We start from the raw sequence: 17,434 nt of genomic DNA on the forward strand, positions 1-17,434 counted from the left end.
CCGCCCGGACAAACGGACAGGCCCCGCCTGGACGGGGCCTGTCAATGATATAGGGATTTGGTTAGGTGCACGAAACGCTGCCGGGGGCAAACCGGCGGCTGCCTGCCTCCTAAGGCAGGGCCGGGAGGGTGACGGGTTTGTAGGAAGGCCGCTGCGCTTCGAAACCGGTGATTTCCGACTCGTGGCGCAGGGTCAGCCCAATGTCGTCCAGGCCCTCGAGCAGCCGCCAGCGTGTGTACTCGTCAATCTCGAAACCGGCGCTGACGCTGCCGCACAGGACCGTGCAGGCCTGCAGGTCCACCGTGACTTCCGTGCCGGGAGAGTCTTCCAGCACCTTCCAGATGAGCTCGATGTCGTCCTGCGCCACTTGGGCCGCGACGAGGCCCTGCTTGCCGGAGTTCCCGCGGAAGATGTCCGCGAAGCGGGAGGAAAGCACGGCCCGAAATCCGTAATCCTTCAACGCCCAGACGGCGTGTTCCCGCGAGGAACCGGTGCCGAAGTCCGGTCCGGCCACCAGGACGGAGCCGCGACCGTACGGTTCCCGGTTGAGGATGAAGTCTTCGTTCTTGCGCCAGCCGGCGAACAGTGCGTCCTCGAAGCCGGTCCGGGTGATCCGTTTGAGATAAACGGCCGGGATGATCTGGTCTGTGTCCACATCGCTTTGGCGGAGCGGAACACCGATGCCGGTGTGGGTGGTGATTTTTTCCATGGGGTCTCTCCTAGGCAGCAGCAGCGGCGTCGACGGCACCCGGCAGCGGGTCCAGGTCCGAGGGTGAACTGAGGGTTCCGCGCACGGCGGTAGCGGCGGCCACCACCGGCGAGACCAGGTGGGTGCGTCCGCCCTTGCCCTGCCGCCCTTCGAAGTTGCGGTTGGACGTGGAGGCGCAGCGTTCACCGGGTTCCAGCTGGTCCGGATTCATGCCCAGGCACATGGAGCAGCCGGCGAACCGCCATTCGGCGCCGAAGTCCTTGAAGACCCGGTCCAGCCCCTCGGCTTCGGCTTCCAGCCGCACGCGGGCAGAACCCGGGACCACCATCATCCGGACCGCCGGGTCCTTCTGCCGGCCGCGGATAATGTCGGCCGCAATGCGCAGGTCCTCGATGCGGCTGTTCGTACAGGAGCCCAGGAACACCGTGTCCACCCGGATCTCCTTCATGGGTGTTCCGGGGGCCAGGTCCATGTAGGCCAGCGCGCGCTCTGCTGCCGCCCGGGCGTTCCCGTCGGTGAAGTCTGCGGGCGCCGGCACGGCATCCGAAAGTGACACACCCTGCCCCGGGTTGGTGCCCCAGGTGACGAAGGGCTCCAGGGTGTCGGCGTCCAGGAACACTTCGGCATCGAACTGTGCGTCCTCGTCCGTGGCCAGGGACTTCCACTGCTCGACGGCGGCATCCCAATCCCGCCCCTGCGGCGCGTGCGGGCGTCCCTGGAGGTAGGCGAAGGTGGTCTCGTCAGGGGCAACCATCCCGGCCCGCGCACCCGCCTCGATGGACATGTTGCAGATGGTCATCCGCGCTTCCATGGACAGGGAGCGGATGGCGGAACCCCGGTATTCCAGCACGTAGCCCTGTCCCCCTCCGGTGCCGATCTTGGCGATCACGGCCAGGATGATGTCCTTGGAGGTGACTCCCGGCCGCAGCGTGCCCTCGACATTGATGGCCATGGTCTTGAAAGGCTTGAGGGACAGTGTCTGGGTGGCCATCACGTGTTCCACCTCGGAGGTCCCGATGCCCATGGCCAGGGCGCCGAAGGCACCGTGGGTAGAGGTGTGCGAGTCGCCGCACACAACGGTCAGGCCGGGCTGGGTCAGTCCCAGCTGCGGTCCTACCACGTGGACAATGCCCTGCTCGGCATCCCCCAGCGAATGCAGCCGCACACCGAACTCAGCACAGTTGGCGCGCAGGGTTTCGATCTGGGTCCGGCTGACCGGGTCCGCAATCGGCCGGTCGATGGCCAGCGTGGGCGTGTTGTGGTCCTCCGTGGCAATGGTCAGGTCGGGGCGGCGCAGGCCGCGGCCCGCCAGACGGAGGCCCTCGAAGGCCTGCGGGGAGGTCACTTCGTGGACGAGGTGCAGATCGATGTAGAGAAGGTCCGGAGCGCCGTCTTCGCCTTTGCGGACGACATGCTCGTCCCAGACTTTTTGTGCAAGCGTCCTGCCTGCCACATGCTCACCCATACCGATACCCCTTAACGATTCACTGCTGATGCCTTAAGGGAACCAGCACGCTGCACCGGCGCGCCAGCTTTTGGATTTGCATCTCAGATAGTGAGACGGCAGTATCAGTGCATGGACACAGCAAGCGGCGTAGGAGTCATCGATAAAGCGGCCATGGTGCTGGATGCACTGGAGGCCGGCCCCACCACGCTCGCGCAGCTGGTTTCGGCCACGGGACTGGCCCGGCCCACCGTTCACCGGCTGGCCCTGGCACTGGTGCACCACCGGCTCGTGGGACGGGATATCCAGGGCCGTTTCGTCCTCGGCGGCCGCTTGGTGGAGCTCGCATCCGCAGCCGGCGAGGACCGGCTGATCGCCTCGGCCGGACCCGTGCTGCTGCAGCTGCGCGACATCACCGGAGAAAGCTCCCAAGTGTTCCGCCGACAGGGCGAATGGCGGGTCTGCGTCGCCTCCGCCGAACGGCCCATCGGGCTGCGGGACACCATCCCGGTAGGCACCCAGCTGTCCATGAAGGCCGGCTCCGCAGCCCAGTGCCTCCTTGCATGGGAGGACCATGACCGGCTGCTCGAGGGGCTGCACAACGCACGGTTCACTCCCACCGTCCTGGCCGGCGTCCGACGCCGGGGCTGGGCCCAGAGCCTTGGCGAACGTGAACCCGGGGTCGCCTCGGTGTCCGCTCCGGTGCGCGGTCCGTCCGGCCGGGTGATTGCCGCCGTGTCTATTTCCGGGCCCATTGAACGGCTGACCCGCCAGCCCGGCCGCATCCACGCCGAAGTCGTTGCCAAGGCAGCCGCCCAGCTGACGGAAGCCCTGCGCAAGAACGCCGACTAAGCCTATATTGGGAGTCTCCGATGCACGGGAGGCATGATGAAGCGGATGCGCGTGCTCTGGAACATCGTCCGGGTCACCAACGCGGATTACATCATTTACGGCTTCCTCATCGTCCTGGGTGTGGCCACCCTGCTGATCCCGTTGTTCGAATCGGCCATTCCCGGATTGGGAGACAGTCTCTGGTATCTCTTCGGATCCTTTACGACCATCGGATTCGGTGACTTTGTTGCCGTCACGCCCATGGGACGGCTGATTACCGTGGTGGTGGCCCTGTACGGCATCCTGGTGGTCGCGCTGTTGACCGGAATCATTGTGGGGTTCTACAACGAACTCCTGCGGGTCCGTTCCCGGGACTCCTTGAACGGACTGCTCGATGAGCTCGAACACCTGCCCGACCTGTCCCGGGAGGAGCTGCAGTCACTGTCGCAGCGCATACGGGAGCGCCATATCCTGCGCTAGCTATACAGAGACAACACATTAGTTACACACAAAATGAGTGAAGATCTCGTAAGTAGGTGTCCGTGAAAATACTCCGATTTCTAAAAGGTTTTCATGTCCCGCTGTCCCGTCCGGCTCTGCCGGAAGATGATCCTGATCCAGCGCGTCTTCCCAGCCCGAGGCAGCTAACTGTGTTTGGCCTGCGCGGTCAGGTACGCAGCTGGCTGCTGGTTGGGCCCTGAGCGCGGTGCGGGTAAGGCCTCGAGTCGGTTATACCGCTCGACCTTCCCGTTGGTCTGGCAACGCTACCGGCGGGTGAAGCCGTGTTTGATGCTGGTCAGCGGGGCTCCGTAAAGATCAGGGAGCGGATAGCGGGAGCCGTTATCAATGGTCACCTGCTAAACGGTGATGCCGTGGCGGACGAAGGAGTCCTAGGCAATTCTCCAATAGCCCGTAGCGGTGTCCTTGCACTCATCGGACAATCGGTATCCGCCAGCCGTCAACGATCATCGATCACGTTCTGCAAAAAGCCAGGAATAAACCCGGCACCCGGTGGGCTGCAGTTCCGGTCTTGTTCCGGTTTCCGCGTACGTTGCCCACAACCCGGTGTCCGCTAGCCGTTGGGTCCGTCCGAGTTTCTTGACCGAACGGAGGGTGTTGCCACGTTAAGCCCGCAATTCACGCCACTTACGATTTGCCATTGGTGATTTGGCCATGGCTTCATGAAGCATCATAGGATTCCAACCGCTGACTGCGAGCCGCGCGACACGGATGAGGGCGGAGTGCCTAACAAGCACCCCCCACTCCGGGGGAAGGGCGGTTTCCGCCCTTGAGGTGCACCGGCGGGGTATCCATCCCGCTCTTGATAAGGTTCCAGAATGTTCCGACGACGTACTAAGAGTTTCGCGCAGCTGAACGAAGAAGTCGCCTTCCTTCGTGCCGAAGTGGCTCGCTCCGAATCTTCGATCGCTGACCTGGCGTCAGAGATAGCATTGCTCAGGGACACCCAGCATGGCGGTTCGCACGCCGTGAAACTGCCGGCATTCGCACCCGAGAAACATCCGTACGTCTCCCTCGACGAGGGGGCGACTGTGGCGCCCGGCGTCCGGATCATGGCTCCTGGGCCCGAACAGGCGGTCTCTCTGGGTAAGTACGTCAAGCTCTATCGGGGTAACGAATTGTTGGGGCCTGTCGCTATCGGTGACAGGTCCTTCATCAACCGTGACGGTTACATCCGTGCCAACGTGACCATCGGCTCCCGAGTTGCTATAGGAGCTTATTGCAAGCTGGTGACGGATAATCACGAACTGGGCGGGCCATCCCAGCGTGCGGGCAAGCTCTATTCAAGATCGATCGTTATTGGCGACGGCGTTTTTGTCGGTGCCAACGTGACCATAATCGGTGGGGTCACTGTCGGGGACGGGGCGATAATCGGTGCCGGCGCGGTGGTTACGAAGGACGTCCCTCCTAACGCGGTGGTTGGAGGGGTTCCTGCGAAAGTGCTCCGATTCTTGGAAGACTAGGTTTGCCGAGTACCACTTGAGGTACAAATAAAATGTCAATCCCTTTTTGGTGTCACCGTACCAGTCCGTCCGTCCGCGAGCGACCATGAAAAGGCCATACCCGGGTCGGGTTCGACTACGTCCACGCCGAGGAGAAAGGTTCCACCTGCATCGGCTTCCTGGACCATGCGCCAGCGTTCGTCGCCGACCACGGGCATGGATGAAACGGATGAAGACAGACAACTTGTCCCCCACCGCCACTCGGACGATTCCGAGTCCGTGCTGGCCGACCTCGGCGCCAAACACAAACCCGTCAGCCCCTCAGCCCGCGAAGTGGTCCCAGCCGGTCACCGGGGGAACCTCACCACCGAAAAGCACTCCCTCGCCGTCGGTCACTTCTCCGATCCGGACAAACCCCTCCGGCAAGACGGCGCCCGGCGGGAAGGCGGCCAGCAGTCCGTGGTCCTCTCCCCCGCCAAGCACCCAGGCCAGCGGATCGACGCCGAGGCGGGCAGCTGCCGCTGCCAACGAATCCGCGCGTGCGGTCAGGTAGCCGGCGTCCAGGTCTATGCCCACCCCGGAGGCCCGCGCGATGCGGCCGGCGTCGCGTACCAATCCGTCGGAGACGTCCAGCATAGCTGTGGCACCGGTCTTTGCTGCCGCAGGGCCGGCTCCCACGCGTGGCAGGCGGGGCCGGCACTGTGCCATTGCCAGGCCTGCAAGCTCCTGGTCGGCAGCGTTCCCGGGGTCATTCATATCGACGCCGCTCTCCAACACCGCCAGGCCGCCTGCTGCCAGTCCCAGCGAGCCGATGTGGGCCAGGACGTCACCTGGCCGGGCCCCGGAGCGCAGGACCGGGTCCCTGCCCTCCAGATCACCCGTTACGGCAGCGGTAACCACTATCTGGCTGCCACGGCCAAGGTCGCCGCCCACTACGGAACACCGTTCGAACGCCAGGGAGCCAATGCCCGCAGCCAGCCCAGCGGCAAGATCCTCCACCCAGGACACTTCCGTGCTGGCCGGGAGGGTGAGACTGACCACCAGCGACGTCGGCACAGCGCCCATGGCGCGGATATCCGAAACATTCTGTGCCACGCACTTCCAGCCGACGTCGAAGCCGCTGGTGCGGTACCCCGATGGCCAAAGCAGGCGGAAGTCTGCATCCTGGACGAGGGTGTCGATGGAGATCACGGTCCGTGCGTCCGGAGCAGCAATAACGGCGGCATCATCTCCGGGGCCCAGAAGCGCGGTGTCCGGACCTAGGCGGGGGAAGATCCGTTCAAGGAGCGTCTTTTCGTCGAGCTGGCCTACGGTCAGGGCATTGGGTGGCACGCGCTGTTCCTCTGTAATCCAGTGGGGTACGGCTTCGAAACTACCACCTACATCACTCAGTCCCCGTAACAGCGCGAGATATGTGGGCCAACGCCCGCTCCCACGGCTACATTATTCCTGTACACTCCGAGGGATCTCTGCCCCCATAGAATGCGCTGCCCTGCTGGGGATAAGCGCCAACCAGTCCTGCAACCTCAAATCCTGACGTCACGTCTATAGGTTAGCCATAGCTATTCAAGTCCCTGCACTAGTCGAAGAAGAATAGCGGCAGCTCCCTCTGCATCCCCAACGGAGCTGACATAGTCGTGTTCAAGTTGGCTCAATACGCTCCCTCCTTCAACAAGAGCCCAAATACGAGTACCCGAACCACGATAATCGCTTAGCTTCGAAGGAAGATAGGGATTCACTGAATGGGTTGCCCCGGTAACAGCGTCATTCACAAGCAGGCAATCAAACTTCCGGAGCGCATTCAGGAACTCAAAATAGGGTAACGCAGCCCTGAAGGCTACGTTTCGAGCCAGTTCACTCTCCTCAGCCAACAACCTGCTCTGTGCCGCGTCCGCGTTGGAGGTAAACACATGTAGGCGAACCCGCTCCCGATCGGCAGCCGGGAGTCCACTTAGAGCAGCAACCACCTCGTCAAGGCCGCGGGTGGCATAAAATTCTCCGAAATAACCAATGTTGACGTAAGCAGGCGACAAAGCCAGCTCGACATCCTTGATCCGGTAAAACGACGGGGCTAATGTGGGCTGGCCGGCCAATGCCACCGCAGATTCCTGCCCCAACTTATCTAGAGCTCGGACGTCTGCGTAAGCAAGCATAACGTCGCGCTGATTCGTGTTGGTAAAAACCACTTCGTCAGCCAACAGGTACGCTATATGTTCCGTCCAGAAGAACACATTCATGTTGTCGAGAAGGACAGCCCGCTGTTCGTCCGGAACCGCTTGCAGTATCTCCTCAAAGACGGTATCCATCGTGATCGGAGACGAGCGGAATTCACCATCAGTATTCAATTGAACGGGATCCGAAAACTCCGCGACCCACCGGACATGCGGATGGCGCGCCTTGTACAGGGCAGCAAGAAAATGGGACGCCGGCCACATTGCTCGGCTGTACACCTCAGTATAGTGTCGGTTTTTTGACCGCGTCCAGGATTCAACTATATGTGACCCCCTCTTACAAAAGTCAGCAATCGATCCAGAATGGGCGAAATTTGCTGGACCCGGGACCGAACCAACATACTGAACGTAAGGACGAGCTATAGCGTTGTGCGTAGCGTCCTTGCTGCGGACATTATCCATATTATGCGTTATAACATCTACAGCCTGACCTTCTTCGCGTATTCGCTTAGCCATGACCATAGCGCCGGTATCAGAATATGGAACGAAGTTGTAGGCAATTACCAAGCGGCTTACCACATCAAACCAATTGGTCCAAGGAAAGTATCGAAACCCTGCTTGGGCCAGTATATCGGCAATAACGGATTGGTCCTCGGGATGTGCGTGATAGTATCTCTTGATGAATGAAGCTTGCGAATTTATAAAGCCCTTCACTAAGGGAAGCGCCTCAGCTCGACACTCGTTTAGCGTCTGATTCAGGGACGATATGACATCGACGCGCTGCGTAACAAGAAAATCGAAAGACGGCTCTTGTCGCGAAACGGATGAATCGCGCATAAGACGGAAGTACTTTGCTCCTGCGAGGGCAGGTAAAAGCGAAAATTGGAAAGAATAGCGAGCAAACATTTCGCCATACAGTGCGACATCCTCACCGCTGCGGAGGGACTCATTAAAGGGGACCTTCCGAGCCATCCAGGTCGGAATAAGTTTGCAAGTCATAAACGAAAGACCCCGATGAAAATCGGCCGGACTAATGAGGTGGCCATCATGCCCAAGAATCGAACGATTAATTAGTGAGAGTTCATCGTGTGAACCGTCTTCTGAGACGTTCACTATTTGGGCCAGCGGTACAATGCCTCGCCGGGAAGACAATAACATCAACTCAAGATATTCTGCCGAAATCCAGTCGTCGCAATCGAGCCAAGTCAAATATTTTCCCGCAGCAGCCCCCGTTCCCAAGTTGCGAGCGTGCGAAGCTGAGGCCGTTGAACTCATAAGTTGCTGGATGTTAAGTGAGGGATGGCGCTGCCCGAATGCTTCTGCGAGAGCTGCACTTCCATCGTCAGGTCCGTTGAAAATAAGAATCGCTTCAAAGCGCGCGTGGTCTAGCGTTTGTTTGTTGAGCGAATTAAGGCATGTTTCCAACCAGGTGGCGCCCATGTAAACCGGTATGACCACAGATACCTCGACGTGCGCTGTTTGCACTAACTCTCCCCCCACTGTGCCGACTTAGTCACTTGCTACCGAGTGCAAGATCTGCTCCACGCACTTCGACCGACTCCATGATTTCCGCTTTCGCGAGGCGGAGGGCATGGAGATGGATAGACACCGCTTTCTCGCTCTCGCGGATGATTAGCGAGTTATCGCTGCACAACTCTGAAGTAAGGAGTCGGACCTCGCGAAACAAAAGACCTGTACTTTTCTGTTGGGCCGCCGTGTCCTTGGCGACGACTTGGTTTAGGCGACGAAGTTCGCGCATCTGTTCCCGATGCGCGAGCCCCCGGCGCTGTTCCAAAACGTACATTACTGCCAGTAAACACAATGACGCAGCAGATAGAGCTGCAACGGCGGGACCTACCAAACCCAGCAGACCCAGCATTGCCGCTCCTGCGAACAAAATAGAGGACGCGGTGCCCAACTTTCGAACAGATTTCATGTTCACAACCACTTTTCATAGGTATGTACAGGGGCCTCGCGAGCGACGTCCATCGCGACGCCGGGGACTCCCGTTTCAGTACGGCGGAACACCATTGCAGGTGTCAGGGAAAGACCTCTTCTGTCACCACCGAAGGAATCAGCTCTTGCAGGCACCTAGAAACAACCGCGCCGGCAAAACTGGAGCACTTGCGAAACTGACTTGTGACGGCGCTTTTCCCGTCCCTGGTATTCGCAGTTGGCGACCAGGCATCCGCACCTATCCTCCCAACGGTTTCATCCAACCTCTCTAACCGATTATCCAGATAACTGCGCGCACGCGGACCTCCAACGTCTAACGCCAGAGCCATATAGATTTCCCATGTGTGCTCCCAGTCCCTGGCCCATGTCGCGGCTTCGTTGTCCGCGTGCGGACCGAACCCTAACTCCTGGACTAAAGTACGACGGGCTAAGTCCAGGGTTCTGGACCATGACGCTCGCTGGCCCCGGGGCAGGTATGGGAAGAGCGAATGGCCATATGCCACGATAGTCGCCTGATAAGCCATGCTCTTGCCGACTAACGAGTTACCGTCCCATGCCTCCATATAAGGCCACCACCCCCCCTGGTCCGTCAAGACGAAGCGCTCCGCAATATGTTCCACCACCGAGGACACCAGCCCCAAGTAACGGCCGTTTCCGGTGACGCTATATGCTCTGGCACACACTAACGCGCCGTAAACGTCTCCGTTCAGGATATCGCCGTTGGTGGTCCGCCGGTTCTTGTAAATGGCACCAACCGTCTCGGAAGACTGGTTCATAAATACATATGTGGCTCCAGCCTCCAATACTTGTTTCGCAGCGCTATTGGGGGCACACAGGGCTACCAGATAAAGGCTGTCTGCAGCCGCGCCCAGCTCAGCTACGTCTGCAAAAGGTCCCTCACCTGCTGCCTGGTTATAGGGCAGCGAAAAACCTCCATCCTCCTGTTGTCTGGACGCAACATCGCTAATTAGTCCTGCCGCAATGGTGAGACCATCCGTATTGCGGAGTAGACCATCTAGGGCGTACAGGCCGGCGGCCTGCACCTGAGTGCAGCAACTCGCGAAAGAACCTAAGGCAGGATCAGTCAATGCGTACGCTTGAGCATCAAGGCTGGGGTCAAGGTGCTTGTCAAAGTATGTTCGCAATGACTCACTGTATCTGAGGAACCGCTGACTTTTGCCAAGCTTCTCCTGTATAGAGGAAAAATCTAAGGTTACTTCGGATTCATGAATATTGGATCCAGGGAAAATGTCAGTGGACATACATGCCTTCCGTATCACATCTCATCCACCGCTCGCGGAAAGTCCCCGAACCGATCTTCCAGTACCACCGGCCCCGCCACAGTGCCTTTACGGTAACGATCTCAATACTAGGTTCTGAGATTTGCAGCGATAGGGGTTCCACCGCGGAACCAAATTCGTTAAATTTATGGGCTATGTATTCGCCCGTCCGGAACAAAGCCTTTCGGGGCCTGGTATACACATGCTGATCGAATCGGCCCTTTGGGAAAACCCGATCTGGTTCTTCTCTGATCCAAAGCCCGGCATATTCGCCACTGGATATGAGAAGCCAAATGCCCCCCTCGGACTCCATTTTGGTACGAAGTGAAAACTGAAAGGCCATTGCCTTGTCAATTACCACTCGTTGGCTCTCGACGACCATCGTGGGCACGACGTGGTGATCAGCCTTGACGAGCGTGTGCTCCCCCGGTGAGCAATACACGGAACCGCCTCGCTGATAGCTCGGAAAGTCTGACTCGTACTCGTCGGCCGTAGCCACGAAGAAAGGATCAGCCGTTAAGTTGTATGTCGTCTCGAGCTGAGAAATGTGCGTCGCGTGATAGTTTCGTATTAGTAGAAATTCGGTCAGATCGTAGTGGGATGACCAGCCTCTGTTCCTATGATGTCGCAAATACTTCTTGGTCGTCATTAGCGCGGCGCTAGCTAGGCGAAGGGCAAGATTATCGTCGGTAACCCGCCAGTAGTCATACACTCCCCATACAGCAAACAGGTGTCCGTTCATGACGCCCATCCCGTGGTCGCCATAAGGGTACTCTTCAAACCACAGATATCCCTCTGTATCCACGTCTACGATCCAAGGGCTTGTCCCATCCCTTAACTTCAAGAAGCTGCTAAACAAGGAGTGTGCGAATTCAAGGTACTCCGGACGCGGATCCGCTTCGTAAAGACGGGCTATTGCTCCTAGCGCCTGCCCCTGAGCCATGGCGGAATACCAAGGCGGTTGCAACTTTCCCTGATGCCAAGAAAACCGATAGGGCAGGTATCGCGCCCCCCGCGAAAGAACAGACTGACCGACCAGCCGCTCAAACACGCTATTCATAAGTTGCCGCAATTCACCTGTCGGTTCCAGACGGTAGTTATTAACCAACTTCAACAAAAACTGAGCTTGAAGTACCGGATGATCATAGGCCTCACCGCCTATTACACGGAGAGGTACACCACGGTCGGTATAGGCAAGACCAGGCCCCTCTGGGGGCACAGGATAGGGCTGGAGCGAGTAATATGAATTGCTTTCAGGTTTCACACGCACGAAGGACTGGCTAGGCCCCTCAATAAAGTCAAAATCGAGCAGGTTACCCGCATGTCCGGCGCTGCCCAACCGCGGTTTTATCGGACGAGAGATCATCTCGCTCGCTTCAACGATAAGCTTCGGCACCTCAGCTGTTGGAGGGCGAACATGGCCTGCCCCGTGGTTCACGGCGACAAAGCGGGCTGCTTGATCGAAAGTCCGACCATTGGGAAGGCGAACCCCCAGAGACTCAGCAAATGGTCTCTTGTGTTTCAGATTGTGCTCAATGTCGCCGAGGTTCTGGAAATATATGAACCGGGAAGGGGATGGTGAGACCTTATATCGTTCGATAAGCGAAAAGCGCTCTGGCCAACGCTTCATTAATTCGTCAGCGTTGCTGTACTGCGGGAATACGTACTTGATGAGATTGTCCGTGTGGCCTTGCGTAAAGTCGAAAACGTTCGTTTGGGGCGAAAAGGCCACCGCACAACTATCCTCGAGAAGCGTTGCCAGCGCCAGGGCGGCATAGCCTCCGCCGGACGATCCTAAGAGAATAGTCCTCTTTATTCCGCGGACAGCTTGTACATGCCGTATGTATCGCGCGATCTTTTGTGTTAGGTCGTCTTCGGCGGTGCCTATGTACCAACCAAGCGTCAGTTTATCCGAGAGGGAGAGCGTTGTGTCAGCAACAAAAAGCAAGTTCTCGGGGCGCTCTCGGAGGGTTCCGAGCCATTCGAACCGGGGCAGTTCCACATCGTTGCGCACCAGCGCACCATGGAAAGCCACAATGAGCGTGTCCGAATCATTCGGAATGAACAGCGAATCTATATCCAGAACGTCGGAGGGGAGACCGCTAGCCGTAATAACAATACGACTTGGATGCCCAGGATCTATCCATGAACCTTCGATTGAAGAAAAATGATAAACCGGTACTTCATGCCGCTTGTCCCAATTTGGCCCCATTGAAGCTTCCCCAACTATTCGTACAGTGATCCTGAGATTCTACAGGAAGCTCACAACATCCTTACAAAGGACCGCGCATGGACAGGCTATAAATCCCAATTTCACTGGACGCTTCAGTTTCGAAGCACACAAAAAACCGGCCCGGACAATGTCCGGACCGGCTCTCAATATGTGACCCCAGCGGGATTCGAACCCGCGTTATCGCCGTGAGAGGGCGACGTACTAGGCCGCTATACGATGGGGCCGTGTACAGTGCGCCAAGCTGATCGCTCGGGCACTTCCTTACCGGTTTCAAGAAACCGATCTAAAGAGCATTTCCATACTCTTCAGTTAGATACCAATTCGACGTGAAGCCGTTACAATCGGTAACCGCTGGGATACCAGGACTCGAACCTAGAATGTCGGTACCAGAAACCGATGTGTTGCCAATTACACCATATCCCAATATGCTTTCCGTTGAGCTGTTTTCAGGTTTCCCTTGGCCGCTCAACCCCTCAGCACGAGATATAACTATACACGCCTTCTGCGGCTAGTGCAAAACGGGAGGATAGGGATCATTCACCCCTCTCCGGCTGCTGTCAGAGCAGGCCCAGCAGCTCTGCCAGCGAACCGATGGTGTGCACGTCTGCCGGCACGGGCATGCTGTCTTCACGGACCGGTGACGGGTTGTCCGTGCGGTCCAGCCATACCCCCAGCAGCCCGGCGGCGACAGCTCCTGCCGCGTCCACCCGGAGGTTGTCCCCCACATAGGCGGTGCGCTCAGGCGCGGCGCCCAGGAGACGGACACCCTCATGGAAAATGATCGGGTCCGGCTTGGAGACGCCCACTGTGTCTATGCCCACCAGGACCTTGATGCGCTCCAGTCCGGCGGCGTCGAGCTTGGCCCGCTGGTAGTCGTGGACATTGTTGCTCACCGCACCGTAGGAAATCCCGCGGGCGTCCAGCGCATCCAGGAGGGGCACGACGTCGTCGAACGCCCGGAAGTAGCGCGGCAGGGCCTGCTCGTAGGCGTCGTTCCAGGCGCGGGCGGCGTCACTGTCCAGCGGCGCCAGGCCCGCCTGCTCGCGCGCGTGCTGCAGGCGCAGCACCCGCTGATCGGCAAAGTCCAGCCGCCCCGCAAGATAGGACTCATAGTGGCCCTGCGGGTCGGCGGCGAACAGGGCGGTATACGCGTCCCAGTCCGCCGCCGTGAAATGGGTCAGATCCGCGGCCCCTACTGCCTGCAGAGTACTACCCATGGCAGCCTGCAGGTCCACCAATGTTTCATCGATGTCGAACAGCACCGCATCAATGGACCTGCCCATCAGGTGCTCCTACGCGGCGTCGCGGAAGGCGCGGATGCGCGCGAGCGAGGAATCGCGGCCAAGGATGACCATCGACTCGAACAGCGGCGGCGAGATCCGTCGGCCGGAAACAGCGGTACGCACGGGGCCGAAGGCCAGGCGCGGCTTGATGCCCATGTCCTCCACGAGGGCCTGGCGCAGCGCCGCCTGGATGTTCTCGGCAGTCCAGTCCGTGACCGGTTCCAGTGCACCCAGCGCTGCATCGAGCACTTCGGCCAGGTTCGCCGGCAGTCCCTTGCGTGCGTCATCGGCAACGTCCACGGCGTCGTCGGCCTTGAACAGGAAGCCGAGCATATCCGGGGCCTCGCCGAGCAGGGTGATGCGTTCCTGCACCAGCGGGGCTGCTTCGGTGAGGATCTGCTCTTCACGGCCGGTGAGGGTCTCCCCCACCAAGCCGGCGTGCTGCAGGTACGGGACCAGGCGGTTGCGGAAGTCAGTGGGTTCGAGCATCCGCACGTGGGTACCGTTGATGGCTTCGGCCTTCTTCAGGTCGAACCGCGCCGGGTTGGCGAGCACGTTGTGGATGTCGAAGTTCTCCACCAGCTGCTCAACGGTGAAAATATCCTCGTCCGCCGAGAGCGACCAGCCCAGCAGGGACAGGTAGTTCAGCAGGCCTTCCGGAATGAAGCCGCGCTCCCGGTGCAGGAAGAGGCTGGATTCGGGATCGCGCTTGGAGAGCTTCTTGTTGCCGGCGCCCATGACGTACGGCAGGTGGCCGAACAGCGGCATGTACTTCGCCACTCCGACGTCGATCAATGCACGGTACAGCGCAACCTGGCGCGGGGTGGAGGAGAGCAGGTCCTCGCCGCGCAGCACGTGGGTGATGCCCATCAGGGCGTCGTCCACGGGGTTCACCAATGTGTACAGCGGGGCGCCGTTGGCGCGGACCACCACGAAGTCGGGAACGGTGCCGGCCTTGAACGTGATCTCACCGCGGACCAGGTCGGTGAACGTGATGTCTTCATCGGGCATCCGGACGCGGAGCACAGGCGAGCGTCCTTCGGCCTTGAAGGCTTCGATCTGCTCCGGGGTCAGGTCCCGGTCATAGTTGTCATAGCCGAGCTTGATGTCGCGGCCTGCAGCGCGGTGGCGGGCTTCGATCTCTTCGGGAGTGGAGTAGGACTCATAGAGGTAGCCGGCGTCGCGCAGCTTGGCGATGACGTCCTGGTAGATCTCTCCGCGCTGGGACTGCCGGTACGGCTCATGCGGACCCCCCACGTTGACGCCTTCGTCCCAGGTGATGCCCAGCCAGTCCAGCGCGTCGAGCAGCTGCAGGAAGCTTTCCTCGCTGTCGCGGGCCGTATCGGTGTCCTCGATGCGGAACACCATGGTGCCCTTGGTGTGCTTGGCATAGGCCCAGTTGAACAGGGCTGTCCGAATCAGGCCCACGTGCGGGGTGCCGGTGGGAGACGGGCAGAACCGCACGCGCACGGGCGTGTCATCGGTAACGGTGGGCAGGTCAGCTAAGGGAGTGGGCGCATTAGTCATGATGCTTCCCAGTTTAGTCGCTTCTGCCCCGCAGGGCCCTCACCGGGCATGTGAGAGCAGCCAGAGGAACACTCCTCCCCCGGCAAGTGCGCCGGCAGCAGCAGCAGCGAGGCGCCGGAACCGGTAATTGTGGTGCGGCGCCGCTTCGCGGAAACGCAGGGCCACTGCGGTCCCCAACCCTGCTGCCGGGACCACTGCGGCCGCCGGGCCGTAACCCCCCGGCAGCAACAGGTAGGCCTCCGCCGCGGTGATGACGACGCCGGCGCCCAGGGACACGTCCAGCCAGTCCCAGGATGCAAAGCAGTTCGCGATCATCAAGACAACGGCGGAAGTGATCAGCCCGAAAGCGGCGGCGGACAGCGCCAACGGACCGTCCAGCCACAGAATTGCCCACTGCGTCATGCCCGCCAGTGCGGCCGCGCCCAGCACAGCGGGCGGCAGGGACGACGGCGGCAGCAGACGCAGGTCGCAGCGGCGCCGGAGAGTGGCAATGAGTACGGTGGGGAACACACCCAGCAGCAGTGCCGCCCCTACGCCCCACGGCCATGCGGCAGCCGGTGCGAAGCTGAGGAACGGGGCAGCCAGGAGGATGGCGGACCATAGTGCCGCCGGCACGGCGAACGTGCCCTGGCCTTCCTGCCTGACCGCCCCGAAGGACATCAGCTGCGGACGGTGTTAACCAGGCGGCCAATGCCCTCGATGTCGACCTCGAAGCGCTGGCCGTCGGTAATGATGCCTACTCCTGCAGGGGTTCCGGTGAGGATGACGTCGCCCGGCAAGAGGGTAAAGGCCTGGGACACGTAGGACACCAGTTCCTTGACACCCCAGATCATGGAGCTCGTGTTGCCGTCCTGAACGAGCTCGCCGTTCAGGAAACCGCGCACGTCGGTGCTTTCCGGGTCCAGTTCGGTTTCAATCCACGGGCCCAGAGGGCAGGAGGTGTCAAAGCCCTTGGCCCGCGCCCACTGGTCATCGGTACGCTGCACGTCGCGGGCAGTGAGGTCGTTGGCGCAGGTGTACCCGAAGATCACTTCGTCCACCCGTTCGATGGGGACGTCCTTGCAGATGCGGCCGATAACGACGGCGAGCTCCGCCTCGTATGAGACCTCGTCCGAGAAGGAGGGCAGCACCACGGGATCATTGGGGCCGATGACCGAGGTGTTGGGCTTGAGGAACATCAGCGGTGCAGCCGGCACCTCGTTGCCCATCTCGCTGGCGTGGTCCGCGTAATTGCGGCCGATGCCCACTACCTTGCTGCGCGGGATAATCGGCGCCAGCAGCCGAACGTCTTCGAGCTTGTGCCGCTCCCCCGTGAGCTGGATCCCCGAAAAGAACGGGTCTCCCTTGATAACGGCAATTTCTTCGCTGCCTTCTTCTCCGCCGACCACGCCGAACGCCGGGTCGCTGTCCTGTACAAATCGAGCAATACGCATGGATACAAGCCTAGTGGAGAAACCGCCCCTGCCGGCATGGGCAACCCTGGAGCGGTGCCCCTGTAGGCCGCAACCAGGGTTCAGGGGTTAAACAGGTGAGGCCCGTACCAACACTGGTACGGGCCTCACCCCACAAATTGTCCGGCGGTGACCTACTCTCCCACACCCTCCCGGATGCAGTACCATCGGCGCTGTGGGTCTTAGCTTCCGGGTTCGGAATGGGACCGGGCGTTTCCCCCACGCTATGACCGCCGTAACCCTTCCACCCGCACCACACACCCAAAAACAGTGTGCGTGGGGAAAACAATGGTCACGAACATCAAACAGACGTAAGCAAATATTCAAATATAGTGTTCATTCGTTCCCAGGGGAACAACCCTCACGGGTTGTTGTCCGGGAACCACATAGTGGACGCAAGCAGCATGATCACAACACCCTCTACATTGGGAAACCGTTTGAAGTCGTGTTTCCCCAGGTGTTGATGTGGTGTAAGTTATCGGCCTATTAGTACCGGTCAGCTTCACGGGTCTTTAGTCCCCGCTTCCACATCCGGCCTATCAACCCAGTGGTCTGGCTGGGGGCCTCTCACACACAAGGTGTATGGAA

At 59.9% G+C, this 17,434-nt stretch carries 14 protein-coding genes, 2 tRNA genes and 2 rRNA genes; 3 read left to right on the forward strand and 15 right to left on the reverse strand.

All coding sequences use genetic code 11. The features are described from left to right. Positions 1-109 precede the first annotated feature (109 nt). Positions 110-709, reverse strand: coding sequence for a 3-isopropylmalate dehydratase small subunit (gene leuD, locus QNN98_RS15595; protein WP_283998305.1), 600 nt, complete (start codon positions 707-709; stop codon positions 110-112). A 10-nt stretch (positions 710-719) separates the two neighbouring features. Beyond that, positions 720-2,174, reverse strand: coding sequence for a 3-isopropylmalate dehydratase large subunit (gene leuC, locus QNN98_RS15600; protein ID WP_283998307.1), 1,455 nt, complete (start codon positions 2,172-2,174; stop codon positions 720-722). Positions 2,175-2,285: 111 nt separating this feature from the next. On the opposite strand from leuC, the gene QNN98_RS15605 reads away from it, so the two are divergent. From QNN98_RS15605 to QNN98_RS15615, 3 genes are all read left to right on the forward strand, one after another. Then, positions 2,286-3,005, forward strand: a complete 720-nt coding sequence (locus QNN98_RS15605) for an IclR family transcriptional regulator (protein WP_227911735.1) — start codon at positions 2,286-2,288, stop codon at positions 3,003-3,005. Between the two features lie 33 nt (positions 3,006-3,038). Further along, positions 3,039-3,464 (forward strand): potassium channel family protein, encoded by a 426-nt coding sequence (locus tag QNN98_RS15610; protein ID WP_227911736.1) that lies wholly within the window; start codon positions 3,039-3,041, stop codon positions 3,462-3,464. 857 nt (positions 3,465-4,321) lie between these two features. Next, the gene (locus tag QNN98_RS15615; RefSeq protein ID WP_283998310.1) at positions 4,322-4,966 is read left to right on the forward strand and encodes an acyltransferase; all 645 of its coding nucleotides are present in this window, start codon (positions 4,322-4,324) and stop codon (positions 4,964-4,966) included. A gap of 300 nt (positions 4,967-5,266) precedes the next feature. Here QNN98_RS15615 and thiL read toward each other — a convergent pair whose 3' ends face one another. The 13 genes from thiL to QNN98_RS15680 all read right to left on the reverse strand — a co-directional run. Beyond that, positions 5,267-6,277: a thiamine-phosphate kinase gene (gene thiL, locus QNN98_RS15620; RefSeq protein WP_283998312.1), complete on the reverse strand. Its 1,011-nt coding sequence runs from the start codon at positions 6,275-6,277 to the stop codon at positions 5,267-5,269. A gap of 230 nt (positions 6,278-6,507) precedes the next feature. Beyond that, on the reverse strand, positions 6,508-8,616 hold the full coding sequence (locus QNN98_RS15625; protein WP_349643228.1) for a glycosyltransferase: 2,109 nt from the start codon (positions 8,614-8,616) through the stop codon (positions 6,508-6,510). A gap of 13 nt (positions 8,617-8,629) precedes the next feature. Continuing rightward, a complete protein-coding gene (locus QNN98_RS15630) occupies positions 8,630-9,058 on the reverse strand; it encodes a hypothetical protein (RefSeq protein WP_283998314.1) in 429 nt (142 codons plus the stop codon). Positions 9,059-9,155: 97 nt separating this feature from the next. After that, on the reverse strand, positions 9,156-10,334 hold the full coding sequence (locus tag QNN98_RS15635) for an AGE family epimerase/isomerase (protein ID WP_283998316.1): 1,179 nt from the start codon (positions 10,332-10,334) through the stop codon (positions 9,156-9,158). Then, positions 10,324-12,564, reverse strand: coding sequence for a D-glucuronyl C5-epimerase family protein (locus QNN98_RS15640; RefSeq protein WP_283998318.1), 2,241 nt, complete (start codon positions 12,562-12,564; stop codon positions 10,324-10,326). Before QNN98_RS15640 ends, QNN98_RS15635 begins: the two co-directional genes overlap by 11 nt. Positions 12,565-12,736: 172 nt before the next feature. After that, positions 12,737-12,809: transfer RNA gene (locus tag QNN98_RS15645), tRNA-Glu, on the reverse strand. Positions 12,810-12,936: 127 nt separating this feature from the next. Next, positions 12,937-13,008 (reverse strand) — tRNA-Gln (locus tag QNN98_RS15650). 134 nt (positions 13,009-13,142) lie between these two features. Beyond that, on the reverse strand, positions 13,143-13,868 hold the full coding sequence (locus QNN98_RS15655) for an HAD family hydrolase (protein WP_283998320.1): 726 nt from the start codon (positions 13,866-13,868) through the stop codon (positions 13,143-13,145). Between the two features lie 9 nt (positions 13,869-13,877). Beyond that, positions 13,878-15,395, reverse strand: coding sequence for a glutamate--tRNA ligase (gene gltX, locus QNN98_RS15660; protein WP_227926056.1), 1,518 nt, complete (start codon positions 15,393-15,395; stop codon positions 13,878-13,880). Positions 15,396-15,434: 39 nt separating this feature from the next. After that, a complete protein-coding gene (locus QNN98_RS15665) occupies positions 15,435-16,055 on the reverse strand; it encodes a hypothetical protein (RefSeq protein WP_283998323.1) in 621 nt (206 codons plus the stop codon). Beyond that, positions 16,055-16,828: a fumarylacetoacetate hydrolase family protein gene (locus tag QNN98_RS15670; protein ID WP_227911741.1), complete on the reverse strand. Its 774-nt coding sequence runs from the start codon at positions 16,826-16,828 to the stop codon at positions 16,055-16,057. The genes QNN98_RS15665 and QNN98_RS15670 overlap by 1 nt, the downstream gene beginning before the upstream one ends. Positions 16,829-16,967: 139 nt before the next feature. Continuing rightward, positions 16,968-17,084, reverse strand: a 5S ribosomal RNA gene (rrf, locus tag QNN98_RS15675). Positions 17,085-17,311: 227 nt separating this feature from the next. Then, positions 17,312-17,434 (reverse strand): 23S ribosomal RNA (locus tag QNN98_RS15680); the annotation flags it as partial.

The sequence above is a fragment of the Arthrobacter sp. zg-Y1143 genome, from assembly GCF_030125565.1.
Classification (GTDB): domain Bacteria; phylum Actinomycetota; class Actinomycetes; order Actinomycetales; family Micrococcaceae; genus Arthrobacter_B.